The sequence below is a fragment of the Streptomyces pratensis genome (assembly GCF_037137275.1).
GTDB lineage: Bacteria > Actinomycetota > Actinomycetes > Streptomycetales > Streptomycetaceae > Streptomyces > Streptomyces pratensis_B.
In genome coordinates, this window is the sequence record NZ_JBBBEN010000097.1 from 110195 (window position 1) to 135230 (window position 25036).

Annotated in this window: 21 protein-coding genes and 1 pseudogene; 12 read left to right on the forward strand and 10 right to left on the reverse strand. The window is 71.1% G+C overall.

Annotated elements, in window-relative coordinates:
• Positions 1-25 precede the first annotated feature (25 nt).
• Positions 26-499 carry an ATP-binding protein gene (locus tag V9U70_RS22795; protein ID WP_336678037.1) on the forward strand — a complete coding sequence of 158 codons (474 nt, stop codon included), beginning with the start codon at positions 26-28 and terminating at the stop codon, positions 497-499.
• On the opposite strand, the gene V9U70_RS22800 is transcribed toward V9U70_RS22795, so the two are convergent.
• The gene (locus V9U70_RS22800; RefSeq protein WP_336678040.1) at positions 468-1280 is read right to left on the reverse strand and encodes a serine hydrolase domain-containing protein; all 813 of its coding nucleotides are present in this window, start codon (positions 1278-1280) and stop codon (positions 468-470) included. The two genes, V9U70_RS22795 and V9U70_RS22800, sit on opposite strands and share 32 nt — an antisense overlap.
• Positions 1281-1602: 322 nt before the next feature.
• On the opposite strand from V9U70_RS22800, the gene V9U70_RS22805 reads away from it, so the two are divergent.
• The 4 genes from V9U70_RS22805 to V9U70_RS22820 all read left to right on the forward strand — a co-directional run bounded on the left by V9U70_RS22805 (position 1603) and on the right by V9U70_RS22820 (position 7169).
• Positions 1603-2634, forward strand: coding sequence for a DNA topoisomerase IB (locus V9U70_RS22805; protein ID WP_336678041.1), 1032 nt, complete (start codon positions 1603-1605; stop codon positions 2632-2634).
• A gap of 429 nt (positions 2635-3063) precedes the next feature.
• Positions 3064-3747 (forward strand): GPR1/FUN34/YaaH family transporter, encoded by a 684-nt coding sequence (locus tag V9U70_RS22810; RefSeq protein ID WP_336678043.1) that lies wholly within the window; start codon positions 3064-3066, stop codon positions 3745-3747.
• Positions 3748-4191: 444 nt separating this feature from the next.
• The gene (locus V9U70_RS22815) at positions 4192-6681 is read left to right on the forward strand and encodes a molybdopterin oxidoreductase family protein (protein WP_336678044.1); all 2490 of its coding nucleotides are present in this window, start codon (positions 4192-4194) and stop codon (positions 6679-6681) included.
• Complete coding sequence (locus V9U70_RS22820; protein WP_336678045.1) at positions 6678-7169, forward strand: hypothetical protein; 492 nt, start codon at positions 6678-6680, stop codon at positions 7167-7169. Before V9U70_RS22815 ends, V9U70_RS22820 begins: the two co-directional genes overlap by 4 nt.
• A gap of 87 nt (positions 7170-7256) precedes the next feature.
• On the opposite strand, the pseudogene V9U70_RS22825 reads toward V9U70_RS22820, so the two are convergent.
• From V9U70_RS22825 to V9U70_RS22860, 8 genes and pseudogenes are all read right to left on the reverse strand, one after another.
• Positions 7257-7454 (reverse strand): annotated as a pseudogene (locus V9U70_RS22825) (pyridoxal-dependent decarboxylase); the annotation flags it as partial.
• Between the two features lie 50 nt (positions 7455-7504).
• Positions 7505-8725, reverse strand: a complete 1221-nt coding sequence (locus V9U70_RS22830) for an acyltransferase family protein (RefSeq protein WP_336678047.1) — start codon at positions 8723-8725, stop codon at positions 7505-7507.
• Positions 8722-9843, reverse strand: a complete 1122-nt coding sequence (locus tag V9U70_RS22835; RefSeq protein ID WP_336678049.1) for an alpha/beta hydrolase — start codon at positions 9841-9843, stop codon at positions 8722-8724. The genes V9U70_RS22830 and V9U70_RS22835 overlap by 4 nt, the downstream gene beginning before the upstream one ends.
• 235 nt (positions 9844-10078) lie before the next feature.
• On the reverse strand, positions 10079-10768 hold the full coding sequence (locus V9U70_RS22840; RefSeq protein ID WP_336678051.1) for a response regulator transcription factor: 690 nt from the start codon (positions 10766-10768) through the stop codon (positions 10079-10081).
• A 35-nt stretch (positions 10769-10803) separates the two neighbouring features.
• On the reverse strand, positions 10804-12111 hold the full coding sequence (locus V9U70_RS22845; protein ID WP_336678053.1) for a sensor histidine kinase: 1308 nt from the start codon (positions 12109-12111) through the stop codon (positions 10804-10806).
• Between the two features lie 214 nt (positions 12112-12325).
• Positions 12326-13294: a DUF4429 domain-containing protein gene (locus V9U70_RS22850; RefSeq protein WP_336678056.1), complete on the reverse strand. Its 969-nt coding sequence runs from the start codon at positions 13292-13294 to the stop codon at positions 12326-12328.
• Between the two features lie 77 nt (positions 13295-13371).
• Complete coding sequence (locus tag V9U70_RS22855) at positions 13372-14589, reverse strand: alpha/beta hydrolase (RefSeq protein ID WP_336678057.1); 1218 nt, start codon at positions 14587-14589, stop codon at positions 13372-13374.
• Positions 14590-14719: 130 nt separating this feature from the next.
• A complete protein-coding gene (locus V9U70_RS22860) occupies positions 14720-15373 on the reverse strand; it encodes a TetR family transcriptional regulator (protein ID WP_336678059.1) in 654 nt (217 codons plus the stop codon).
• A 240-nt stretch (positions 15374-15613) separates the two neighbouring features.
• On the opposite strand from V9U70_RS22860, the gene V9U70_RS22865 reads away from it, so the two are divergent.
• Together V9U70_RS22865 and V9U70_RS22870 are read left to right on the forward strand one after the other, a co-directional pair.
• On the forward strand, positions 15614-17110 hold the full coding sequence (locus V9U70_RS22865; RefSeq protein WP_419724015.1) for an MFS transporter: 1497 nt from the start codon (positions 15614-15616) through the stop codon (positions 17108-17110).
• 208 nt (positions 17111-17318) lie between these two features.
• Positions 17319-17708 (forward strand): peptidase inhibitor family I36 protein, encoded by a 390-nt coding sequence (locus tag V9U70_RS22870; protein WP_336678063.1) that lies wholly within the window; start codon positions 17319-17321, stop codon positions 17706-17708.
• A 282-nt stretch (positions 17709-17990) separates the two neighbouring features.
• Here V9U70_RS22870 and aceE read toward each other — a convergent pair whose 3' ends face one another.
• Positions 17991-20732, reverse strand: a complete 2742-nt coding sequence (gene aceE, locus V9U70_RS22875) for a pyruvate dehydrogenase (acetyl-transferring), homodimeric type (protein ID WP_336678065.1) — start codon at positions 20730-20732, stop codon at positions 17991-17993.
• A 495-nt stretch (positions 20733-21227) separates the two neighbouring features.
• Between aceE and V9U70_RS22880 the strand changes: the two genes are divergently transcribed.
• The 5 genes from V9U70_RS22880 to V9U70_RS22900 all read left to right on the forward strand — a co-directional run bounded on the left by V9U70_RS22880 (position 21228) and on the right by V9U70_RS22900 (position 25001).
• Positions 21228-21665: a DUF3052 domain-containing protein gene (locus tag V9U70_RS22880; RefSeq protein ID WP_336678067.1), complete on the forward strand. Its 438-nt coding sequence runs from the start codon at positions 21228-21230 to the stop codon at positions 21663-21665.
• Between the two features lie 179 nt (positions 21666-21844).
• Positions 21845-22303 (forward strand): peroxiredoxin, encoded by a 459-nt coding sequence (locus V9U70_RS22885; RefSeq protein WP_336678068.1) that lies wholly within the window; start codon positions 21845-21847, stop codon positions 22301-22303.
• A gap of 179 nt (positions 22304-22482) precedes the next feature.
• A complete protein-coding gene (locus tag V9U70_RS22890; protein WP_336678070.1) occupies positions 22483-23058 on the forward strand; it encodes a TerD family protein in 576 nt (191 codons plus the stop codon).
• A gap of 154 nt (positions 23059-23212) precedes the next feature.
• On the forward strand, positions 23213-23788 hold the full coding sequence (locus tag V9U70_RS22895; RefSeq protein WP_336678071.1) for a TerD family protein: 576 nt from the start codon (positions 23213-23215) through the stop codon (positions 23786-23788).
• A 67-nt stretch (positions 23789-23855) separates the two neighbouring features.
• Positions 23856-25001, forward strand: coding sequence for a DUF475 domain-containing protein (locus tag V9U70_RS22900; protein ID WP_336678073.1), 1146 nt, complete (start codon positions 23856-23858; stop codon positions 24999-25001).
• The last annotated feature ends 35 nt before the right edge of the window (positions 25002-25036 follow it).

A 25036-nucleotide genomic window follows, 5' to 3' on the forward strand; every position in this document is an offset into this window, starting at 1 on the left:
AGCCAGCGCGTCGCAGCCTGGTGACATGAATCACGTACTTGTCCCCCGGAGGGATCCCGGGGAGCCCGTCTACCGCGCCGACTTCGCCCTCGGCGAGCACTCCGCCCGGCACCTGCGCCGCGTCCTGCGGCTCTATCTCAGGGCCTGGGAGCTGCTGTTCCTCGCCGACGCCGCCGAACTGGCGCTCACCGAGCTGATCGCCAATGTCGTGCGGCACGTGCCCGACCGGCGCGGCCAGACCTTCATCTTCCGGCTGCCGCGCGGCGAGGGCGTCCGCGTCGAAGTCACGGACAGCAGCCCCGCCGTGCCTCTCGCCATCACCGGTGATCCGTTGGACGACGGGGGCCGGGGGCTCGTCCTGGTCGATGCCGTCACCGACGCGTGGGGAATCACCAAGCGGTGGGACGGCAGCGGCAAGACCGTCTGGTACGAGTGTCTGACGCCGCCGGAGAAGGGCGGCAGCCGGTTCAGGCCAGCTCCGCCAGAACCGCGTCCGTGAACGGGGTCCACGCCTCCGACGCCCACGTCCCGAAAGCCCGGTCCGTCAGCGCGACGCAGGCGGCCCCGGCCACCGGGTCGATCCACAGGAAGGTGCCCGACTGGCCGAAGTGGCCGAAGGTCGCGGGGGAGGAGGACGTGCCGGTCCAGTGCGGGGACTTGTGGCCGCGGATCTCGAAGCCGAGGCCCCAGTCGTTCGGGTTCCGGTGGCCGTAGCCCGGCAGCACGCCCTTCAGGCCCGGGTGGACGACGCTCTGGGCTTCGAGGACCGTGCGGGGGTCCAGGAGGCGGGGGGCCTGCACCTCGGCGGCGAAGCGGACCAGGTCGTCCACGGTGGAGACGCCGTCGCGGGCGGGGGAGCCTTCGAGGGAGGTGGACGTCATGCCCAGCGGCTCCAGGACCGCCTGGCGCAGGTACTCCGGGAACGGGATGCCGGACACCCGGGCGATGTGGTCGCCCAGCGCCTCGAAGCCCGCGTTGGAGTAGAGGCGGCGGTCGCCGGGCGGAGCCGTCACCCGGTTCTCGTCGAAGGCCAGCCCGCTGGTGTGGGCGAGGAGGTGGCGCACCGTGGAGCCCTCGGGGCCGGCCGGCTCGTCCAGCTCGACCGCCCCCTCCTCGTACGCCACCAGCGCCGCGTAGGCCGCGAGCGGCTTGGTGACCGAGGCCAGGGGGAAGCGGTGGGCGGTCGGCCCGTGCGTACCGAGGACGGCGCCGTCCGCCCGTACGACGGCGGCGGCGGCCGTCGGGACCGGCCAGGTGTCGATGATCCGCAGGCTCTCCATGCGTCCGAGCCTAACGTCCGCCGGCGCGGCCCCGGCGCGGGGGCCGCAGCGCGGTGCCGCCCCTGGAGCCCTCGCCGGTTCCACTTGCTTCGAGTGCATTCCAGGGTCCTGGCGTGGAGGAACATGACGGCGACCGACGAAAGGGAACTAATGGGTCGTAACACGGCCGGGCGGCAGCGACCCCGCACGAACCCCGGTATCCGCGTGCCCGGCCCCGCTCTGGCGCATCGCATCGCATGGTAGAGCGGGTAGTCGGAGGGTACCCACGGCTGACAAGACGACGCAGCCGGCCGTGGCCGCCTATCAACGTTTCGGAGGTGTGATGCGTCTGTATCACAGTCGCCCGACCGACCCCGGCTACCGTCGGCTGCGGCACGGACGAGGCTTCCGGTATCTGGACCCTCAAGGACAGGCCGTGCGCGATCCGGTCGTGCTGGGCCGCATCCGGGAGCTGGTGATACCACCGGCGTGGCGCGACGTGTGGATCTGCACCCGCGTCAACGGACACCTCCAAGCGGTGGGCACCGATGCCGCCGGCCGCCGCCAGTACATGTACCACTCCCAGTTCCGGGCCGAGCAGGAGCTGGCCAAGCACGAACACGTCCTCGACGTCGCCGAGGTACTGCCCGAGGTGAGGAAGGCCGTCGAGGGTCACCTGAGTGATCGAGGACTGACTCGGCAGCGGGTCCTGGCCACCGCTGTACGCCTGCTCGACCTCGGCTTCTTCCGCGTCGGCAGCGAGCGGTACGCCGAACTCAACAGCAGCTACGGCCTCACCACCCTGTTGCGGGAGCACTCTCGCAGCAAAGCCGGCGCAATCCTGTTCTCCTACACCGGAAAGCACGGCAAGGAGACCGTCCAGACCGTCGCTGACCCCGCCGCCTGCCGCACCCTCCAGTCGTTGCTGCGCCGGCGGGGCGGCGGCGACCGGCTGCTGGCCTACTGGGAACACCGTTCCTGGCATGAGGTAAACGGGGACGACGTCAACGCATATCTCAAAGAGCTCGCCGGCCTGGACACCAGCGCCAAAGATTTTCGGACCTGGCACGCCACTGTCATGGCAGCCGTGGCCCTGGCCGTCTCTCAGCCCGTCGCGCGCAGTGAGACCGCCCGGCGCCGGGCCATTGCCCGCGCGGCGCGTGAAGTGGCCGGGTACCTCGGCAACACACCTGCTGTCTGCCGCGCCTCCTACATCAACCCACGGGTGATCGAACTCTACGAAGAGGGCGTGACGGTCGCCGACGCCCTGCCCCGCCTCGGCGATGAAGGCCCGTTCGGCACCCCCGCCACCCACGGCCCCGCCGAACGCGCCGTGCTGCGCATGCTCCGGAACGAAACCCGAACACCGGGATAGCGAAATGTGCCGCCATATTCCGAGGTGCTCGTCGCTCCACGGGCGCTTCAGAACGCCTCGGCCAATACCGGGGCTCATCGACACCGTCACCGTGATCCCGGTGATGGCCCTCACCTCGCGGACGAATGGGCGTCGTTGCCCCGGGGCGGGCCGACGCCCGCCCAGGCCGGGTCCGCATCAGCCGGCTCGTCCCGGCCGTGCCGTACACGCACGTGACGGGCCACCACAGCACCGGGCCGGCACGTCACCCATTGCGGTGCGTCCGCGGCCCGGGGGCTGGGACGCAGATGCTCGGCCAGTGGTTCGCCAGCGGGAACACCGCGCTCCATCACGTGCCGGCCCGTAAGCCCACGGCGCCGGGCGTGGCGGTGACCAAGCCATCGGCCTGGGGTGGAACAGTGTGGTTCCACCCCAGGGAAAGTGTGACCGTTGAACAGCGCAGAGAGCCCGAAGAGCGTGCCGCCTACTGTCGTGCACGTGCGTCCGCTGGCGAGCCCGTTGCCTCTGGGCTTCGCGGGCCTGGCGTGCGGCACTTTCATGCTGGCCGGTCTGCAGCTGGAGTGGGCGCCTGCCGTCGAGGGACCGGCCGTGGGGCTCGTTCTGCTGGGGTTCGTCTTCCCCCTGCAGTTCACGGCAGCCGTCATCGGCTTCCTCTGCCGGGACGGGGCGACGGCGACTGCAATGGGGGTTCTGTCCGGCGCGTGGCTGTCCTTGGGGCTGGTCACGGAAACCAGCGCGCCGGGAAGCACGAGCAAAGCGGCCGGCCTTCTGCTGTTGCTGACGGGTGTCGTCCTGCTTGTGCCCGTGGCAGCAGCAGGGCGGGGCAAACCGGTGGCGTCCTTCGTCATCGCCTTGGCGTCGGTCCGCTTCCTGACCACAGGCGTTTACGAGGTGTCCGGGTCGTCCACGTGGAAGACGGCGGCGGGCATCATCGGCCTGGTTCTCGCTGCGGCGGCGGTTTATGCCGCACTTGCTCTCGCCCTTGAGGACCAGCGAGGTCGCGCGGTCCTGCCGACATGGCGCAAGGGCACGGGCGCAAAGGCGTTCAAGGGCGACTGGCCGACGCAGATCGCATCGGTGTCGGCGGAGGCCGGCGTACGTCGACAGCTCTGATGACCAAGCGCCGCACCCAGAAGGGCCTCGTCTTTCAGGAGACTCCGGAAGCGCGAAGATTCCCCCAGGGCCGAGCGTTGCCCGATGTGCAGGGGCCGCGATGCTGGAACCCGGGCCAGGCTGTCTACGACCATGCCGTGGCCCAGGCCTGTCTGAAAGCGCAGGGCCGCCCTTCTGGTCGCGGTTCACCCGTGGGGCGTGGAGGGCGCTGTACGGGCCGGACTCGCCGCGGCGTGGCTGCGCCGCGGAGCAGCCACGTACCCCTCACACGCCGAACCCGTCGACGCTCGTGGCGCAAGACGTCGGGGAGCTGGCCGCTCAGCTCGCCGACGGGTGGCCTTCCGGGTTACGGCGAACGCGCGGGTGATGTTAGGAGAGGGGCGCTACGGGTACCGATGACCGGTCGGTGCAAGGAGCGCCACGGGTGCAGACCGGGAGGCAAGTGTGAAGACTTCGGTTGACCGGATCGCGCGACCGTGGGGCAGCCGTACTCCCTACGCCCGAGGCGAGGCGTGGCCGGCGCGGGCGGACAGCCACCTGGCCGAGGGGGTGGGGCCCGAAAGCGTGGAACGATGGGTACAGGCCGCCTCGATTCTGCATTCCGACGGTGACGCCATGGACATCGCCGTCAAGGACGGCCGGATGGTAGGAGTGCGCGGCCGGGTGACGGACCGGGTCAACCGCGGCCGGCTGGGGCCGAAGGACGCGTTCGGCTGGCAGGCCAACGCCTCGCAGGACCGGTTGACCAAGCCGTTGATCCGCCGTGACGGACGGTTGGTCGAAACGGACTGGGACACCGCGATGGAGACGGTGGCTGCTCGCTCGCGCGACCTGCTCCAGGAGCGCGGCCCTGGCTCGATCGGTTTCTACACCTCGGGCCAGCTGTTCCTGGAGGAGTACTACACGCTGACGGTCGCGGCGCGGGCCGGTATCGGAACGAACCACCTGGACGGCAACACACGGCTGTGCACGGCGACGGCGGCCGAGGCGCTCAAGGAGTCCTTCGGCTGCGACGGCCAGCCCGGCTCCTACGACGACATCGACCACGCGGACGTCATCGCGCTCTTCGGCCACAACATCGCCGAGACCCAGCCCGTGCAGTGGATGCGGGTTCTCGACCGGCTGGAGGGAAGCGACCCGCCGCGTTTGGTGTGTGTGGACCCGCGGCCCACCCGGGTCGCCCGTGCGGCCACCGTGCACCTGGCTCCGCGGGTCGGAACCAACGTGGCGCTGCTCAACGCGCTCCTGCACGAGATCATCCGCACCGACCGCATCGACCACGACTACATCAAGGCCCATACCGTCGGCTTCGACGAGCTGGCGAAGATGGTCGAGCACTGCACGCCAGAGTGGGCGGAGCGCATCTGCGACGTCCCGGCCGCCCGGATCATGGAGGCCGCGGAAGTACTCGGCACGGCCGACAGGCTCCTGTCCACGGCTCTGCAGGGCATCTACCAGTCCCACCAGGCCACGGCCGCCGCGGTGCAGATCAACAATCTGCATCTGCTCCGCGGCATGCTGGGACGGCCGGGCGCCGGCGTGCTGCAAATGAACGGGCAGCCCACCGCGCAGAACACCCGGGAATGCGGTGCGAACGGGGACCTGCCCGGGTTCAGGAACTGGCAGAACGACCAGCACGTGGCCGACCTTGCCAAGGTGTGGAACGTCGAGCCCATGACGATCCCGCACTACGCCCCGCCCACCCACGCCATGCAGATGTTCCGCTACGCGGAGCAGGGCTCCATTCGCATGCTGTGGATCAGCGGCACCAACCCCGCCGTCTCCCTGCCCGAGCTGTCCCGCATCCGCTCGATTCTGTCGCAGGACCGGCTGTTCGTCGTGGTGCAGGACCTGTTCCTCACGGAGACCGCACAGCTGGCGGACGTCGTTCTGCCGGCGGCGACGTGGGGTGAGAAGACCGGAACCTTCACGAACGCCGACCGCACCGTGCACCTGTCCGACAAGGCCGTCGAACCACCGGGAGAAGCCAAGCCCGACCTCGACATCTTCCTCGACTACGCCCAGCGCATGGACTTCAGGGACAAGGACGGCGGACCGCTGATCTCCTGGCACGACCCGGAGTCCACGTTCGAGGCATGGAAGCGCTGCAGCGTCGGCCGCCCCTGTGACTACACCGGCCTCACCTACGACAAACTCCGCGGCGGCAGCGGCATTCAGTGGCCCTGCAACGAGCAGGCGCCGCAGGGGACCGACCGCCTGTACACCGACGGCATCGCCTGGGCTCAGCCGGACATGTGCGAGACCTACGGCAAGGACCTGGTCACCGGCGCGTCCGTCTCGGTGGTCGAGTACCGCTCCCTCAACCCGGACGGCAAAGCCATGCTCAAAGCCGCCGAGTTCCTCCCGCCGCATGAGGCGCAAAGTGACGGCTATCCCTTCCAGCTGACGACCGGACGCACTCTCTACCACTTTCACACCCGAACCAAGACCGGCCGTGCTCCCCAGCTGAACGCCGCGGCCCCCGACGTGTGGGTGGAGCTCTCCCCCTCCGACGCGGAAACCCAAGGACTCGACGAGGGCGACCTCGTGGAAGTCGCCAGCCCGCGTGGAGCCCTGCGGGGACGGGTACGGATCACCGACATCCGGCCCGGACTCCTGTTCGTCCCCTTTCACTACGGATACTGGGACACAGCCTCCGGCTCCGGCCCCGACGACACGACACCGGCACGGGCGGCGAACGAGACGACCATCACCGACTGGGACCCGGTGTCAAAACAGCCCCTGTTCAAAACGGCGGCCGCCGCGGTCACCCTCGTGGAGAAGAGCGCGGGGCAGCCCGCACCGGCCCCCACGACCACCGCGTCCGCCCCCTCCCGCCCGAGCGGCGCCCGGCCCACCGAGGGTGGTGCCACGGCCGGAGTCCTGGAGTCGACGGACACGGGCCAGGACGACACCGTCGGAGGTACCCGGTGAACGGCATCACTCTCACACTGCGGGCGCTGCACCACGGAGAGCGGCAGCTGGCGAAGGAACTCATCGTCATCGCTGAACGCCACAGCACCGAGCACGAGGTCCACCATGTCGCCAAGGATCTCGTCGCATGGTCGAACGAGCACTGCCTGCGCTTGGCGGAGACGGCCGGCCACTACGGCCTGGACCTCGACGGACCCTCGCAGACGTCCACATCGGGGTTGTTGCCGACGATCCGGGAGAAGACCGCCGAAGCCATCGGCCACCGCCCGGAACCAGGTCTTCTCCTGCTGAGGGACCTGCGGGAACTGCACCTCGGCGCAGCCGGAAACTCCCTGTACTGGGAAATGCTCGCCCAAGCCGGACAAGCAGCGAAAGACACCCGCCTTCTGGAACTGGCCGCCTCCTGCCATCCTCAGACACTGCGGCAGATGCGCTGGACCAACACCATGGTCAAGAACCTCTCTCCCCAGATCCTCACGAGTCTGTGACCACGACGGAGCAGAACCGTCTTCTTTTCTCCCCAGGCACCGTCCGGTTCGAGAAGCACCGCCCTCGTCCGGACGAGCGCGCAACTCGGGGCAGAGCGCCGCGCTGCCGGCGTAGGCGGCATCGACGTGCAACGTTCGCCGGCAGACGGAGCCGATCTGCCGCACCGGGTCGGCGGCCCGGACGGCGGCGGTGCCGGCAGTGGCGACGACGGAGACCAGGCCTGCGGCTCGGCCGGCCTCGACGCGGTCGGCCAGGGCGGCCGGGGCCATGGTGTGCGTGCCCATGGGAGGGCGCGGGGCGGCTCCACGCTCTACGCCGTCCCATGGGCACGCCCTCACGCCAGCCCCAGCGCGAACACCGCGAACCCCGCCGCGAGCAGCGCCGCCAGCGCGCGGCAGGCCCTCGCGGCGCGGGCGCCCGTCCGCCACGGAGCCTCGAAGCGGCGCGTGTACCGGGCGATCAGCGCCAGCAGTCCGGCGAACACCGGCAGCCAGGCGACCCGGGCGAGAATCCAGCCCACCGTGTCCGGCGCGGTCGTCAGCCCCGTCACGCTCGCCCCCGCCGACGCCGCCGGGACGGCGGCGGCGAGCATCGCGCTCTGGTGCCAGCACAGGATCGTCATCGCGGACAGGTTGACCACCACGACCGGCGCCCACAGCAGCGGCCTGCTCAGCAGACGCGCGATCCGGTCGCGCAGCAGGATCGCCGCCCCGCTCTGGGCCGCGGCCAGCGCCACCACCAGCAGCGACGGCGGATGCGAGTTCGTCCGCGCCTCGCCCGGGACGCCGACCATCGACGCCGGGTAGTGGAAGACGAGCAGCAGCACGGCGAAGAGCGCCGTGCCCCCGGCGAGCAGCAGCCGCGCCCCGCGCCTGCCGATCCGCCCCTCGCCCCACGACACCCCGAGCTGATAGGCGAAGAGCCAGCCGGGCAGCAGGTTCAGCACACCCAGCCACCCCGGCGCCGACTCCGCGTACGGCCCGTAGCGCAGGAAGTCCACCACCGCCACCGCGCCCAGCAGCGGCAGCGCCGCCCACCCGCCCAGCGTCCGCGCCAGCCGTACGCAGAGCGGGGTCAGGGCGGTGACCACGGTGTACACCCCGACGAACCAGAGCGGCTGGACGACCAGCGTCGCCCCCGTACGCAGGGTGCCTTCGGGCACGCCGAGAGCGGACAGCGCCATGAGCAGCACCGCCCACACGGCGGTCACCGCGAGCACCGGCCGGCCGAGGCGGGCCAGCCGGCCGCCCAGCCAGGCGGCCGTCGTCGCGGGCCGCCGCCGGTAGGAGAGGACCGAGGCGAACCCGCCGACCAGGAAGAAGACGCCCAGCATCTGGAGCACCCAGCTGACCGGGGCGAATCCGCCGAACGTGGAGAGAGGGCTCGCGTTGTGCAGACCGTCGGCGTCCAGCCGGAACCCGCCGAGCATCCAGTGCCCGGCCGGCACGGCGAGCAGCGCCAGCGCCCGCAGGCCGTCGATCGCGCGGTCGCGGTGGTCGGGGGTGGCGGCGTCGATGCGGGCCGCGAGCCGCCGCGTAGGCGTCCCGGTGCTCATCGGGCCGCTCCCGTCGCGACGCGTGCGCCCCCGGCGCTCGCTCCCGCCGTGACGCCGGCGCTCCCGGCGGCCGCCGCCGGGGCGCTGCCGCGGGCGATCGCGGCGAGGGCCCGCAGCGAGTCCGTGCCCGGGACGAAGTAGCCGGTGTGCCCCCGCGCGTCGTCGGCCGGAACCGGCCGCGCCCCGAACACCGGATCGCTCGGGTCGGGGCCGTGCCCGAGCCCCGCGAACCGGACGCTCGGCACGTGGTCGATCCAGTCCGTGGCGGCCTTCGCCGCCCACACCCGGGCCTCCGTCCGCAGGGCGCCCACATCGGCCGCCCGCATCCCGGGGGAGCCGAGGACCACCAGGTCGGTGGCGGGCATCCGGGGCGCGGCGAGGCCGCAGACCACGGAGCCGTAGCTGTGACAGAACACGGCGGGCTCGGGCAGTCCGTCGGCCGTCAGGCCCTCGGCGAACCGGGTCAGCCGCTCTGCCCCCGCCTCCGCGAGTCTGCCGGTCGCCGCGTCGATCCCGACGCCCACGGGCGTGGTGTACCCCGCCCAGGCGACGACGGCGGTCCCCGGCCCCGCCGCCGCGTGCAGCGCCCTCGCCATGCCGGCCGGGGTGTCGTACGCGTCGCCGTCCCGGTCGAAGGTCCCGGCGTCGATGTCCGACCCGGGGACCACGACGGCGACCCGCCGCGCCGACCGCAGATCCCCGAACACCTCGGCGACCTGGCCGCGCCCGCGCGGGTCGAACGCGAGGATCTGGCGGCCCGTCGCGGCCGGCGAGGAGGAGGGGGAAGTGCCGGCGGTGGAGAGCGCCAGGGCGTTCGCGCGGTAACGCAGCTCGACGGGCGCGCCGTCGAGGTTTCCGACGACGGACGGGTGCCGTACGGCGAGGAGTCGGCGGTCCCGCTCCCCCAACCGGGCGAAGAAGCCGGCCACGTCGGCGGCGGAGGACCGCACCGGGTCCGGCAGCTCCTGCCCCAGCGTCCGGTCCGCGCGCCAGGAGGCGGTGCCGGGAGGCGGCCCGGTCAGCGCCTGCTGGGCGTCACCAGAGACCCAGCCCGCGGTGCCCGTCACCACGCTCGTAGCCAGTGCGAACGCGACCAGGGACCTCGCGTATCGGCGCATCGTGCCCTCCCTCTCCGAAACCGCACCGACCGGTGCGACCGGGAGGAAGGTAGGAAGAGGACGGGTGACACGGCGTCACCCCTGGGTGGTGAGTGCGGGGTGATACCGGGGTAGGGGGTGGCCGAGAGCCGCCCGCGGAGCGCGTGCCCCGCGCGCCTTCAGCCGCCTGCGTCCCGCCGCTGTCCCGGCGGGGCGCCGGGGCAGCGGAGCGCGGCGGTGGCCGCCCGCGGAGCGGTCACGCCCCCGCGTCCCCCGGCGTCACCAGCCCCGACTCGTACGCGAAGATCACGGCCTGCGCCCGGTCCCGCAGGTCCAGCTTGGCCAGCACCCGGCCGATGTGCGTCTTCACGGTCTGCTCCGCCAGGACCAGCCGGCCCGCGATCTCCTGGTTCGACAGCCCGCGGGCGATCAGCTCCAGCACCTCGCTCTCCCGGGGAGTGAGCCCGTTCAGCCGGAGCGCCTGGCCGCCGCGCGTCGCCCCCGACGGCCGCTGCGCCGCGAAGTCGGCGATCAGCCGCCGGGTCACGGAGGGCGCGAGCAGGGCGTCCCCGGCCGCGACCACCCGCACCGCCGCGATCAGGTCGGCCGGCGGGGCGTCCTTCAGCAGGAAGCCGGACGCCCCCGCGCGCAGCGCCTCGTACACGTAGTCGTCGACGTCGAACGTGGTGAGCATCAGCACCCTCGGCCGGTGCTCCACCCCCACCGGCGGATTCATCAGCTCGCGGGCGGCGGCCAGCCCGTCCATCTCCGGCATCCGGACGTCCATCAGGACGACGTCGGGGCGGTGGCGGCGGCTGACGTCCACGCCCCGGCGGCCGTCCGCCGCCTCGCCCACCACGTCGATATCGCTCTGCGCCGAGAGCAGCGCCGCGAACCCGGCCCGCACCATGGCCTGGTCGTCGACGATGATCACGCGGATGGTCACGGGGCCTCCGGGGGGCGGGTAGGTGGGGGCGGGGCTCAGGGGGCGCCCTGGGCCGGCGACAGCGGCAACCGGGCGGCGACGCGGAACCCGCCGTCGGGCAGCGGGCCGGTGTCCAGCGTGCCGCCGGTCAACCGTACGCGCTCGCGCATCCCGACCAGCCCGTGCCCGGTCCCCGACGTCTCCAGCGGCGAACCGGGCCTCGCCGCCGGGCCGTTGACCACCAGCACGTTCAGATGGCCCCGCGACGCCCTGACCGAGACCCGGGTGCGCGCCCCGGGGGCGTGCCGCACCACGTTGGCCAAGGCCTCCTGCACGATCCGGTAGGCCGACAGGTCCACCGCCGACGGCACCTCACCCAGCTCCGCGGCCAGCGACAGCTCCGCCGGAAGGCCTGCCCGTACCGTGGCCTCCACCAGCTGCTGGAGCCGGTCCAGCCCGGGCTGCGGGGCCCGGTCGCCCTCGCCGCCGTCGCTGCGCAGGACCGACAGCAACCGCCGCATCTCGCTCAGCGACTCCCGTGCGGCCGTCGCGATGGCGGTGAACTCCTCCTGCGCGGCCGGGGGCAGACCGCTGATCCGGTACGGGGCGGAGTCGGCCTGCACCGTGATCACCGACATGTGGTGGGCGACCACGTCGTGCAGCTCACGAGCGATCCGGGTCCGCTCCTCCAGCAGTGTGCGCCGCGCCCGCTCCGCCTCGCTGATCGTCTCCTGCTCGGCCAGCCGTCGCGTCGCCTCGCCCCGCTCCCGCACCGCCGCGCCGATCACCAGCACCACCGCGCCGAGGATCGCCAGCAGCAGGACGCTGCCGTCGCCGCGGCCCGGCGCGATCAGGTGCAGCGCCACGCCGCCCGCGGAGGTCACCGCCCACACGCCGATCACGGTCCGCCGCGTCTCCCGCAGGCCGAGCGCCAGCAGCAGGAAGAGACAGGCGATGAGCGCCGGCGGGGTCCACGGCCAGGCGTCGTGCGGTCCGGCGGGCTGTGCCAGCAGGGCCAGCGCGCCCACGACATCAGCTGGGAAGATGATCCACCAGGCCTGCAACGGGCGGTGCGCCAGCATCAGCAAAGGGGCGGCCTGCGCCGCCCCGAGCGCCCCGGCCAGTGCGCCGGGCATCCCGTACTGCGTGGTCAGGACGGTGATGGTCACAGGGAGGAAGATCGCGGTCAGAGCGAGGACCACCCCGTACGGGAGCAGCCGCTGCCACCGCTTCGGGGCCCCGGCCAGCAGCGGGGTCGGCGGATGGGACGCGTGGGACAGCCCGTGGGCGAGCTCGCGCAGATTGCGGCGGGCGGCGCTCACCAGGCCGTCGGCGGGCGGGGGCCCGACGGGGGAAGTGGACATGACCAGCCCAGCGTAGGCAGCGGCCCGCCGCCCGCGCGTCATACCTCGGTTCCTGTTCTCCGCCCTTCACCTCATACCGGGGTACGGGGTACTGAGCGCGGGCCGTGCGGTCCCGGTGGGGCGGGTCCGCATGGGCGGGCCCGGTGCGTGGGGGCCCGCCCATTCGGAGGCCGGGGTCGTGGACGGTGCGGCGCTCCCGGGGGCTTGCGCGGGGTCACAGCTCCGCGAGCAGCTGCGCCTTCTTCGCGCTGTACTCGGCATCCGTCACCAGTCCGGCCCGGTGCAGCTCGCCGAGGTGGTGTATCCGCTCGGCGATGTCCGCCGGATCGCGCCGCCCGGCGCTCACCAGCACCGGGGCCGCGGCGGCGGGCGCCGGCTGGCTCCGGCGCAGGGACTCCAGAACGGCGGCGGCGAAGGGCAGCGACTCGTGCACCGGCCCGTAGCCCAGGCCGAACAGGACGGCCGCCGGGTCCTGGTCCGCGCGGGCGGCCTGGTGCCCGGTCGGCGCGGCCGCGACCCCGCACCCGTCGGTCCCGTCCGCGGGGGCGCCGGGCCCGTGCAGATCGCCGAGACTGCCGCCGGCCCGGTGGTCCACCGGGGAGGCCGTCCGGGGCACCAGACGCAGGTAACCGTCCAGGGCCTCGGGAGAACGCCATTCGATTCCGGCCAGTTCGCTCACGCGGTAGGTCTGGTCGCCGGCCTTCCACTTGGCGCTGGAGGCCCCGGTCCACGACCACCGGAAGGAGACCCGCTCGCCGTCGAAGCCGGCCCGGCCGTCGAACGCCTTGAACTGCATCGGCGCTTCGGGGGCCGCGACCAGGAAGCGGTCGGCGGGCTCGTCGGACGCGGGGCCCAGCACGGCCCGCAGCTCGTCCGCGTAGTACTCGGCGAGCACCCCGCGGTCCGCGGGAAGCACCAGGCGATAGGGGTCGCACCCTTCCTTGAGCTGCCCAGAGGCAGCCTCCAGCAGCGGATCGGCACCCGGTCTCGGAACGGCACGCAGCACCACCGTGCCCCGCTTGCCCGGGGTCAGCGTCACCGACGACAGCGCCGCATGCGGGATGCGACGTTCCCGCAGACTCTGGAAGAGCTTCGGTGTGCGAATACCCCGTTCGAAGCGGATGAGCACGGAGTCGGTGTCGAACTCCCAGGTGGCATGAATTCCGGCCAGCACATCACCCATGTGCCTCATCGTATGCGGCACAGGCCCGCACGTCCCCCCTCGGAGTAATTACTCGTCAAACCGTCCGGTCCGGTGCTCTACGCGCGTCGGTCGCCCGCCTCCCCGGAAATATCACTGCGGCACGTGCCTTCGGCGTCGGCGCAGCGGACCGATGCGTACGCGCCGACGCCGATCGCGGCGAGGTTGGCCAGGCTCTCGGTGCCCGGTGCGAAGTAGCCGCTGTGCCCGGCGGCTCCCGCCGCGGAGACGATCCGCGCACCGAAGTCCGGGTCGACCGGGTCGGCCCCGTGGCCGATGCCGCCGAACTCCAGGTGCGGTACGTCCCCGATCCAGTCGTCCCCGCCCCGCATCGCCCAGATCCGGGCGCCGGTGTCCAGCTGCCGTGCGCTCGCGGCCCGCATGCCGGGGCTGCCCGCGACCGCGATGTCGGCCACCCGGCCGGGGGCGTCGTCCGCGGCGACCCCGCAGACCACGGAACCGTAGCTGTGGCAGAACAGCGAGACGGCCGAGTCGCCGGGGAGCGTGCCGACCATCGCGTTCAGCCGTGCCGCGCCGTCCTCCGCGAGCCCGCCCAGCGCCGCGTCCATGCCGAGACCGGCCGGAGCGGTGTAGTCGGCCCAGGCGATGACCGCGGTACGGGTGCCGGGGGAGGCGGAGCGCTCCGCCCCGTACAGGGACTTCGCCATGCCGACGGGAGCCGAGCCGGCGCGCCGGGTGCGCTCCAGGGTCAGCAGATGGGTGTCCACGCCCGGGACGATCACGGACACCCGTGCGGCCCGGTCGAGATCTCCGAAGACCTCGGCGGCCCGGCCCCTGCCGGTCGGGTCGAAGGCCAGGATCTGGCGCTCGGGCCCCAGCATCGACCGGAAGCGGCCCAGCCGGCGCGACGCCTCGCCCCGGCCGGCCGTCGTGAGTCTCCCGTCGCGCGCCCGTCGCTCCTCCGCGGCCGCCGCCTGCCGCAGAGCCAGCCGGTTGGCGTGGTAGCGGAGGGTGACCGGAGCGCCGTTCAGGTTTCCCACCACCGACGGGTGCTCGCCCGCGAGGGCGAACCGCTGCCCGGAGGTGAGCGTGGCGAAGAAGCGGGCCAGCAGGGGGGCGGGCGCGTCGGCGTCCGGCAGGAGCCGGCCCGCCGTCCTCTCCCGCGCCCAGGCGGCGAGCGCGAGCTCGCGTGGCTCGTCGGAGCGGGCAGGGCGGACGGCGCTCCAGCCGGTGGTCGCCACCATCACGAACACCACCGCGACGGCGAGCAGCGCACGCCAAGCGGCCGAGGCGGGGGAGGAGTCGAAGGAATTCACTGCGCCACACCCTAGGAGACCCGAGAGCACCGCCGGGTTCCGGGTGAGCCACATCACCCGCCTGCGGGGGATTCGGCCGCGGTGTTCTACGCAGCTCACCGCCGCGTCCTGGCTGCGCCGGAGGCAGCCCTCAGTGCTGCCGCCAGGCGTGGGCGAGCGCCGGTTCGAGCTGGTCCAGGTGGGCCTCTGTCAGGTCGCGCAGGGCCTGGAGGCCCGGGTCCTGCCCCCGTCCCCACAGCTGCCCGGCCACCCGCATCACCCCGGAGAACGCGGCGACGGCCACGCGCGGGCGGGGGTCGCCGTCCACGTCGAGCCCTTCGCGTTCGGCGATCAGCCGGGCGATCTGCTCCTCCATGTCGACCCCGCGCCGCATGTGCGCGGCGAGCAGGGCGGGGGTCGACTCGATCATCCGGTAGGTGCGCAGATGGAGATCGACGGTGATGACCTCCTCGATCGCCTCGCCGATGCTGTTCCAGGCGCACAGCACCGCCCGGCGCATCGCGTCGAAGGGCGCCTCCGCCGCCGGGCGCCGGCTCAGCTCGGAGAGGAAGCGGGACTCGACCGTCGCCTGGACGGCGAAGGCGGCCTCCTCCTTGTTGGCGAAATAGCGGAAGAAGGTGCGCTGGGAGACCTCCACGGCGTCGACGATCTCGTCGACCGTGGTCCGTTCGTACCCCTGGGTGGTGAACAGTTCGAGGGCGGCGCGCAGCAGGGCGTCGCGGGTGCGCTGCTTCTTGCGCTCGCGCAGTCCGGCGCGGGGCTCGACTGTCTGCCCTTCGGTCACGTATCCGGTCCCTCTTTCTGCTCATTTGTCCAGCTCAGCTTACCTGTGAGCCACGTGACAGTTACTGACTTGTGAATTGGTTTGTCAACTGTCAGCAGCTGTCATTAGTCTCCACGTATGACTAGTCAGATCACCGTCGAGAAGGCGCCGCGGGAGCCCGAAGACAACGCCGTGTCCGCTCCGGCCAAGGGGCTTCGCGGCCACCCCTGGCTGACCCTCTTCGCCGTCGCCCTCGGTGTGATGATGGTGGCGCTCGACGGCACGATCGTCGCCATCGCGAACCCGGCGATCCAGCGGGACCTCGGCGCCACACTCGCCGACGTCCAGTGGATCACCAACGGCTACCTCCTCGCCCTCGCCGTCGCCCTGATCACCGCGGGCAAGCTCGGCGACCGCTTCGGGCACCGCCAGACCTTCCTGATCGGCATCGCGGGCTTCGCGCTCTCCTCCGCCGCGATCGGTCTCTCCAGCGAGATCGGCCTGGTCGTCCTCTTCCGCGTGCTCCAGGGGCTCTTCGGAGCCCTGCTGATGCCGGCCGCCCTCGGCCTGCTGCGGGCCACCTTCCCCGCCGAGAAGCTGAACATGGCGATCGGTATCTGGGGCATGGTCATCGGGGCGTCCACCGCGGGCGGCCCGATCGTCGGCGGACTGCTGGTCGAGCACGTCAGCTGGCAGTCGGTCTTCTTCATCAACGTGCCGGTCGGCGTCATCGCGCTCGTCTTCGGCCTGGTCATCCTCAAGGACCACCGTGCCGCCAACGCGCCGCGGTCCTTCGACCTCCTCGGCATCGCGATGCTCTCCGGCGCGATGTTCTCCCTGATCTGGGGCATCATCAAGGCCGGTGAGTCCTGGGGCTGGGGCGACGGCCGCACCTGGTCCTGGCTCGGCGCCGCGGTCCTGCTCTTCCTCGGCTTCGGTCTCTGGCAGACCAGGGTCAGGGAGCCGCTCGTCCCGCTGGGGATGTTCCGCTCCGTCCCGCTGACGGCCGGGGCCGTCCTCATGGTGCTGATGGCCTTCGCCTTCATGGGCGGCCTCTTCTTCGTGACGTTCTTCCTCCAGGGCGTCCACGGTCTGAGCCCGGTCGACAGCGGTCTGCACCTGCTGCCGCTGACGGCCATGATGATCGTCTCCTCACCGGTCGCCGGTGCGCTGATCACCAAGTTCGGCCCTCGCGTCCCGCTGGTCGGCGGCATGGTGTGCACGGCCACCGCGATGTTCGGCATGACCACGCTCAGCGACAGTACCGGCGCCTTCACGATGTCCCTGTGGTTCGCGCTGCTCGGCTGCGGCCTGGCCCCGGTCATGGTCGGCGCGACCGAGGTCATCGTCGGCAACGCCCCGATGGAGCTCTCCGGCGTGGCCGGCGGCCTCCAGCAGGCCGCGATGCAGGTCGGCGGGGCGCTGGGCACCGCCGTGCTCGGCGCGGTCATGTCCTCCAAGGTCAGCTCCGACTTCGCCGGCAACTGGGCGGGCGCCGGCCTGCCCGGCGAGCCCGACCCGGCCCTGGAGGAGGCCGCCGAGTTCGGCATGGTCCCGACGGAGGCGCTCTCCCAGGCCCCCGGCATGACGCCCGACGTCGTCGACCGCATCGGCGGAGTCATCCACGACACGTTCATGTCCGGCATGGGCCTGGCGTTCACCGTCGCGGGGTGCGTCGCCGTCGTCGCGGCCCTGGTAGCCACGCTCACCAAGCGCGGAGCCAACGCGGAGGCGGGCGCCGGGGTCGGTCACATCTGACCTGGCGCCGCCTCCCCCGAGTGGGGGAGGGCTCCTCCCCCGGGCGCGCGTCAGGCGTCAACGCCGTGCAGGTCACAGCCCCGCCGAATCCTTTCGGCGGGGCTGTGACCTATCCGGGTGGCGCGGCCCCCGGCCCCCTTCCGCAAGCGGCGCCGGGCGGATCAGGGTGGACGGGAGAAGAAGCACCACTCACGGGGGTTGATCCATCATGCGTACGACCGTTCTCGCGGCCGCTCTGGCCGTCGCCGCACTCGTTCCCCAGGCCCTGACCCACGACCGGGCGGCAGCCGCGCCCGAGACCGCCTCGGAACTCCGGCTGGGCAGCTGCGAGGCAGGCGGCCTCTGCCTCTGGAAGAAACCCGACTTCACCGGCGCCCGGCAGACCCACGAACTGGCCGCTCTCGACATCGAGAGCTGCGTCCCGCTGCCCCGCGGCGGCACCGCCCAGTCCCTCGCCAACCGCACGGGCCGCCCCGTCACCACCTACCAGTCCGCCGAATGCGCGGAGACCGGCGAGTTCGAGACCTACCCGGGTGGCGGGACCTGGGTGCCGCACTCGCCGTACCAGGTACGGGCCTTCAAGATCTGGGAGAACTGAGCGGGCCGGGGGAGGGGCGGAGTGAGCGGCGGCCCGGAGCGACCGGACCCGGAAGCCGGTAGGTCCGGAGGGCTCGGGACCCCGAAGCGGGCCGGTCCGGAAGGCTCGGGCCCCGGACGCCGGCCGGTCGCAGCGCCTGGGCCCCGGACGTCGGCCGCGCACCGTCGGACGCTCGTCCGCGTTCCGGACACGCCGGAGGGCGGCGAGGCTCTGTGGCCCCGCCGCCCTCCGGACCGACCGGTGGTGCCTGCCTACCGCGTACGGCGTACCGCGCGCTGACTGTCAGGCGTCGCCGCCCGCCGGGCCCGGGTCGGCCGCGGCCACGTCCAGGAGCTCGTAGCGGTCCACCGCCTTCTTCAGCGCCGACCGGTCGACCTTGCCCTCCTTGGCCAGCTCGGTGAGGACCGCCAGCACGATCGACTGCGCGTCGATGTGGAAGAACCGGCGGGCCGCACCGCGGGTGTCCGCGAAGCCGAAGCCGTCCGCGCCCAGCGACTGGTAGGCGCCCGGCACCCAGCGCGCGATCTGGTCCGGCACCGAACGCATCCAGTCCGAGACCGCGACGAACGGGCCCTCGGCCGCTTCGAGCTTCCGCGTCACGTACGGGACACGCTGCTCCTCCTCCGGGTGCAGGAGGTTGTGGCGCTCGACCTCCACCGCCTCGCGGCGCAGCTCGTTCCAGGAGGTCGCCGACCAGACGTCCGCCTTGACGTTCCACTCCTCCGCGAGGATCTTCTGCGCCTCCAGGGCCCAGGGGACCGCCACGCCCGACGCCATGATCTGGGCCGGGATCTCGCCCTTCTCACCGGCGCTGAAGCGGTGGACGCCCTTGAGGATGCCCTCGACGTCCACGTCCGCAGGCTCCGCCGGGTGCTGGATCGGCTCGTTGTAGACGGTGAGGTAGTAGAAGACGTCCTCGTTCTCCTCGGGAGCCCCGCCGTACATCCGGCGCAGGCCGTCCTTGACGATGTGCGCGATCTCGAAACCGTAGGCCGGGTCGTACGCGACACAGGCCGGGTTCGTCGAGGCGAGGAGCTGGGAGTGGCCGTCCGCGTGCTGGAGGCCCTCACCCGTCAGCGTCGTGCGCCCGGCGGTCGCGCCCAGCACGAAGCCGCGCGCCAGCTGGTCGGCCATCTGCCAGAACTGGTCGCCGGTGCGCTGGAACCCGAACATCGAGTAGAAGACGTACACCGGGATCAGCGGCTCGCCGTGCGTCGCGTATGCGGAGCCGGCGGCGATCAGCGAGGCCGTGCACCCCGCCTCCGAGATGCCGTCGTGCAGCATCTGCCCGGTCGGGGACTCCTTGTACGCGAGGAGCAGCTCCCGGTCGACCGCCTCGTACTGCTGGCCGAGCGGATTGTAGATCTTCGCACTCGGGAAGAAGGCGTCCATGCCGAAGGTGCGGTACTCATCGGGCGCGATCAGCACGAACCGCTTGCCGATCTCCTTGTCCCGCATGAGGTCCTTCAGAATACGGACGAAGGCCATGGTGGTGGCGATCGACTGCTGTCCCGAGCCCTTCTTCGCCGCCGCGTACGTCTTCTCCTCGGGCAGAGGCAGCGGCTTCGCCCGCACCACCCGGGTCGGGACGTAACCGCCCAGACCCTGGCGGCGGTCGTGCATGTACTGGATCTCCTCCGAGTCGCGGCCCGGGTGGTAGTAGGGCGGGTAGCCCTCGTCCAGCTGCTTGTCGGTGATCGGGATGTGCAGCCGGTCCCGGAAGCGCTTGAGGTCCTCGACCGTGAGCTTCTTCATCTGGTGGGTCGCGTTGCGGCCCTCGAAGTTCGGCCCCAGCGTCCAGCCCTTGACCGTCTGCGCGAGGATCACGGTCGGCTGGCCCTTGTGCGCCTTGGCCGCCGCGTAGGCCGCGTAGACCTTGCGGTGGTCGTGGCCGCCGCGACCCAGGTGCAGGATCTGCTGGTCCGTCATGTCCTTGACCATGTCCCGCAGTCGCGGGTCGTCGCCGAAGAAGTGCTCGCGGATGTAACCGCCGGTCTCGGTGGCGTACGTCTGGAACTGGCCGTCCGGCGTGGTGTTCAGCTTGTTGACCAGGATGCCCGTGCGGTCCTGGGCCAGCAGCGGGTCCCAGGAGCGGTCCCAGACCAGCTTGATGACGTTCCAGCCGGCCCCGCGGAACTGCGACTCCAGCTCCTGGATGATCTTGCCGTTGCCGCGTACCGGGCCGTCGAGCCGCTGGAGGTTGCAGTTGACGACGAAGGTCAGGTTGTCCAGGCCCTCGCGGGCGGCGATGGACAGCTGGCCCAGCGACTCAGGCTCGTCCATCTCGCCGTCGCCCAGATAGGCCCAGACGTGGGACTTGGAGGTGTCGGCGATGCCGCGCGCCTCCATGTAGCGGTTCATCCGGGCCTGGTAGATCGCGCCGAGCGGGCCGAGGCCCATCGAGACGGTCGGGAACTCCCAGAAGTCCGGCATCAGCCGCGGGTGCGGGTAGCTGGACAGGCCGTCGGGCGCCTTCGACTTCTCCTGGCGGAAACCGTCGAGCTGCGCCTCGCTCAGCCGGTCCAGCAGGAAGGCGCGGGCGTAGATCCCCGGGGAGGCGTGCCCCTGGAAGAAGATCTGGTCGCCGCCGTCGCCCTGGTCCTTGCCCCGGAAGAAGTGGTTGAAGCCCACGTCGTACAGCGAGGCGGAGGACGCGAAGGTGGCGATGTGACCGCCGACGCCGATCCCCGGACGCTGCGCGCGCGACACCATCACGGCGGCGTTCCAGCGGGTGGCGTTCAGGACCTTGCGCTCGATCTCCTCGTCGCCGGGGAAGAACGGCTCGTCCTTCGTGGCGATGGTGTTCACATAGTCCGTGCTGCGCATCTCCGGCACGGCGACGCGCTTCTCCCGCGCGCGCTCGATGAGCCGGAGCATCAGGTAGCGGGCGCGATCGCGGCCGCGCTCGTCGACGGCGGCGTCGAGGGAGTCGAGCCATTCCCGGGTCTCTTCGGGATCGAAATCCGGGACCTGACTCGGAAGGCCGCCAATGATGATCGGGTTGCGATCGGAAGCGGAAGCCACACTGTTCCTTCGCTGTTCGGTGGTGCTCTACGGGGTCTGTTATGGGGAACGTACCCCCGGGACAACTCTGTGTGCGCCGTCTCCATCGTGCTACCGCGGGGACCGAGACGTCATCTCTACCGTGGAGTAACCCCTGGGGTTCCGAAACTCCTCCGCGGGGCACGTGTAGGGGCAGTGCATGGCTGGGTACGGGCAAACCGCAACCTTACGCCCAAGGCGTCCAAGCGTTCCCAAACGCTGTTCGACGCCGATTGCCGGAGCGAAACGGCATAAGCTGAGGAAGGACGTAAACGAACGGGGTGATCCAGGGGCGACCCTGGTGGGGCCTCGGAGAGACATGCCGGGATTTGCGGTGACGTGGCAGGGAACGTCACTGTTTAGGCGGTCTCACACGCTGGGTACTTGCGCGATTCGCCGAGCCCGTGTGGACTACGGCCAACGCCCCGCGTACGCGCGAGGGCAGCATTTTCCGAAGACATGATCAGGAGGCAACCCGTGAGCGCGACCGCGGACCACGCGGAGGAGCGGACCAACCCGGCATCACGCCTGGGGTTCGAACCCGGACAGGTGGTCCAGGAGATCGGCTACGACGACGACGTCGAGCTGGAGCTCCGTGAGGGCATTGAGGCCACTACCGGCCAGGAACTCGTCGACGAGGACTACGACGACGTCGCCGACGTCGTCCTGCTCTGGTTCCGGGACGAGGACGGCGACCTTACGGACGCGCTGGTGGATGCCATTGGTCTGATCGAGGACGGCGGTACGGTCTGGCTGATGACGCCGAAGACCGGCCGTGACGGATACGTCGAACCGAGCGACATCAACGAGGCTGCCCAGACAGCCGGTCTCGCCCAGACCAAGAGCATCAGCGCGGGCAAGGACTGGACGGGCAGCCGTCTGGTCACCCCCAAGGGGGCCAAGGCCAAGCGCTGAACCACTCTCGCACCACCCGGGGCCCCCGGCGACGCACCAGCGCCTCCGGGGGCCTCCGCACGCCCGCGGGCGGCTGCGCACGGGCCCTCTTCGGCGGGACGGCGCGCCCTGCGTAGGGTGGTGTCACCCGGGCGGCCCCAGTCCGGGGTGCGCACAAGCGGCGAAGGGATGCGTGTTCCATGACGGTCGAGGTCGGCACAGAGGCCCCGGATTTCGCACTCAAGGACAACCACGGCCGGACCGTGCGGCTCTCGCGGTTCCGCGGTGAGAAGAACGTGGTGCTCGTGTTCTACCCGTTCGCCTTCACCGGTGTCTGCACGGGCGAGCTGTGCGCGCTCCGCGACGAGCTGCCCCGCTTCGAGAACGACGACACCCAGCTGCTCGCCGTCTCCAACGACTCCATCCACACCCTGCGCGTCTTCGCCGAGCAGGAGGGGCTGGAGTACCCGCTGCTCTCCGACTTCTGGCCGCACGGCGAGGCCTCGCGTGCCTACGGCGTCCTCGACGAGGACAAGGGCTGTGCGGTGCGCGGCACCTTCGTCATCGACAAGGCGGGCGTCGTCCGCTGGAGCGTCGTGAACGGGCTCCCCGACGCCCGGGACCTGAAGGACTACGTCAGGGCGCTCGAAGCACTCTGAGACCGGATCGCGCCCCGCCCGGGCGCCGATCGGGCCGATTGCCGCCACCTCCTGGCGACGCCCGGCCAAAAGCCTGTTTTGACCGGGAACCGGTCACTAGGATCGAATCGTTGATCCGATGCCAACGAACGACGGGGACGCTGGTGTCTGCCGGCCCCTGAGAAACTATGGGAGGACTCGTGGGAGTCAGCCTCAGCAAGGGCGGCAACGTCTCGCTGACCAAGGCCGCGCCCAACCTGACCGCGGTCATCGTCGGTCTGGGATGGGACGCCCGTACCACCACCGGCGGTGACTTCGACCTCGACGCCAGCGCGCTGCTGACGAACGCCGAGGGCAAGGTCGGGAGCGACGGCAATTTCGTCTTCTTCAACAACCTGAAGAGCCCCGACGGCTCCGTCGAGCACACCGGGGACAACCTCACCGGCGAGGGAGAGGGCGACGACGAGGTCATCAAGGTGAACCTCGCCGGCGTCCCCGCCGACGTCGACAAGATCGTCTTCCCCGTCTCGATCTACGAGGCCGAGAGCCGCCAGCAGAGCTTCGGCCAGGTCCGCAACGCGTACATCCGCGTGGTCAACCAGGCCGACAACGCCGAGCTGGCCCGCTACGACCTGAGCGAGGACGCCTCGACGGAGACCGCCATGGTCTTCGGCGAGCTCTACCGCAACGGCGCCGAGTGGAAGTTCCGCGCCATCGGCCAGGGTTACGCCTCGGGTCTGCGCGGCATCGCGCAGGACTTCGGCGTCAACGTCTGACCCGCAGCAGGACCGAGCGCACCGCGCTCACGCACCACCACGTCCGGCGTCGCGTCCCGCGCGGCGCCGGACGCGCTCAACCGGGCGCTTTCGACGCCCGAGCGCGGGCGCCGCAAGCGCCCGGCGGCTTTTACACGACTCGGGGAGGACACACATGGGCGTCACGCTCGCCAAGGGAGGCAACGTCTCCCTCTCCAAGGCCGCACCCGACCTCACCCAGGTGCTGGTCGGACTCGGCTGGGACGCGCGCTCCACCACCGGAGCCCCCTTCGACCTCGACGCCAGCGCCCTGCTGTGCCAGTCGGGCCGGGTGCTCGGTGACGAGTGGTTCGTCTTCTACAACAACCTCACGAGCCCCGACGGCTCGGTGGAGCACACCGGCGACAACCTCACCGGCGAGGGCGACGGGGACGACGAGTCGGTCATCGTCCGCCTCGACCAGGTGCCCGCACACTGCGACAAGATCATCTTCCCGGTCTCGATCCACGAGGCGGAGAACCGCGGCCAGGCGTTCGGCCAGGTCAGCAACGCCTTCATCCGCGTGGTCAACCAGGCCGACGGCCAGGAGCTGGCCCGCTACGACCTCAGCGAGGACGCCTCCACGGAGACCGCGATGATCTTCGGCGAGCTCTACCGCTACAAGGGCGAGTGGAAGTTCCGTGCAGTGGGCCAGGGGTACGCGTCGGGCCTGCGGGGCATCGCTCTAGACTTCGGCGTCAACGTTTCATAGCGCCGCGCACGGCGCGGGGGCCCCGTACACACCGGGGGAGACCTTACATAACACAATGGGGTAGCCAGTGGTTCTGAAAACCTTCGGCTGGTCGTTCGCGGTCACCGCGCTCGGCCTGGTCGCGGCGGTTCTCTACGGGGGGTGGCAGGCCTTCGGCATCGTCGCGATCCTGTCGATCCTGGAGATCTCGCTGTCCTTCGACAACGCGGTGATCAACGCCGGAATCCTGAAGAAGATGAATGCCTTCTGGCAGAAGATCTTCCTCACCATCGGCATTCTCATCGCCGTCTTCGGCATGCGGCTGGTGTTCCCCGTCGTGATCGTGGCCGTGAGCGCCCAGCTCGGGCCCATCGAGGCCATCGACCTGTCCTTCAACGACCCCGACCGCTACAAGGAACTGGTCACGGACGCCCATCCGTCGATCGCCGCCTTCGGTGGCATGTTCCTGTTGATGATCTTCCTCGACTTCGTTTTCGAGGAGCGGGACATCCAGTGGCTGCGGTGGATCGAGCGTCCGCTCGCCAAGCTCGGCAAGGTCGACATGCTGTCGGTCTGCGTCGCGCTGATCATCCTGATGATCACCGCCATGACCTTCGCCACCCAGGCCCACCAGCACGGTGGCGGGCACGTGGACAAGGCGTCGACCGTCATGCTCTCCGGCATCGCCGGTCTGATCACCTATCTCGTCGTCGGCGGGCTCTCCGGATTCTTCGAGGGCAAGCTCGAAGAGGAGGAGGAGCGCGAGCACGAGGCCGAGGAAGCGGCCAAGAAGGAGGGCAGGCCCGTCACCGGGGTCGCCCTCGCGGGCAAGGCCGCGTTCTTCCTCTTCCTCTACCTGGAAGTCCTCGACGCCTCGTTCTCCTTCGACGGGGTGATCGGCGCGTTCGCCATCACCAACGAGATCGTGCTGATGGCTCTGGGTCTCGGCATCGGCGCCATGTACGTCCGTTCGCTCACCGTCTACCTGGTCCGCCAGGGCACGCTGGACGACTACGTCTACCTGGAGCACGGCGCGCACTACGCGATCGGCGCCCTCTCCGTGATCCTGCTGGTCACCATCCGGTACGAGATCAACGAGATCATCACCGGTCTCGTCGGCGTGTTCCTGATCGGCTGGTCGTTCTGGTCCTCGCTCCGCCGCAACAAGACCCTCGCGGCGAACGGCGACGGCGGCGCACCGGACAGCAAGGCCGAGGTCCCCTCAAGGGTGTGACGCGGCAAGGAATGAGGAACGCTCTCTGCGGGGCG

What these genes read in the sequence shown, in the direction of transcription:
- V9U70_RS22885 (WP_336678068.1), top strand. Translation starts at nt 21,845, where the DNA reads ATGACGGTCGAGGTCGGCACAGAGGCCCCGGATTTCGCACTCAAGGAC.
- V9U70_RS22830 (WP_336678047.1), bottom strand. Translation starts at nt 8,725, where the DNA reads ATGAGCACCGGGACGCCTACGCGGCGGCTCGCGGCCCGCATCGACGCC.
- V9U70_RS22865 (WP_419724015.1), top strand. Translation starts at nt 15,614, where the DNA reads ATGATGGTGGCGCTCGACGGCACGATCGTCGCCATCGCGAACCCGGCG.
- V9U70_RS22835 (WP_336678049.1), bottom strand. Translation starts at nt 9,843, where the DNA reads ATGCGCCGATACGCGAGGTCCCTGGTCGCGTTCGCACTGGCTACGAGC.
- V9U70_RS22845 (WP_336678053.1), bottom strand. Translation starts at nt 12,111, where the DNA reads ATGTCCACTTCCCCCGTCGGGCCCCCGCCCGCCGACGGCCTGGTGAGC.
- V9U70_RS22850 (WP_336678056.1), bottom strand. Translation starts at nt 13,294, where the DNA reads ATGGGTGATGTGCTGGCCGGAATTCATGCCACCTGGGAGTTCGACACC.
- V9U70_RS22795 (WP_336678037.1), top strand. Translation starts at nt 26, where the DNA reads ATGAATCACGTACTTGTCCCCCGGAGGGATCCCGGGGAGCCCGTCTAC.
- V9U70_RS22800 (WP_336678040.1), bottom strand. Translation starts at nt 1,280, where the DNA reads ATGGAGAGCCTGCGGATCATCGACACCTGGCCGGTCCCGACGGCCGCC.
- V9U70_RS22895 (WP_336678071.1), top strand. Translation starts at nt 23,213, where the DNA reads ATGGGCGTCACGCTCGCCAAGGGAGGCAACGTCTCCCTCTCCAAGGCC.
- V9U70_RS22805 (WP_336678041.1), top strand. Translation starts at nt 1,603, where the DNA reads ATGCGTCTGTATCACAGTCGCCCGACCGACCCCGGCTACCGTCGGCTG.
- V9U70_RS22870 (WP_336678063.1), top strand. Translation starts at nt 17,319, where the DNA reads ATGCGTACGACCGTTCTCGCGGCCGCTCTGGCCGTCGCCGCACTCGTT.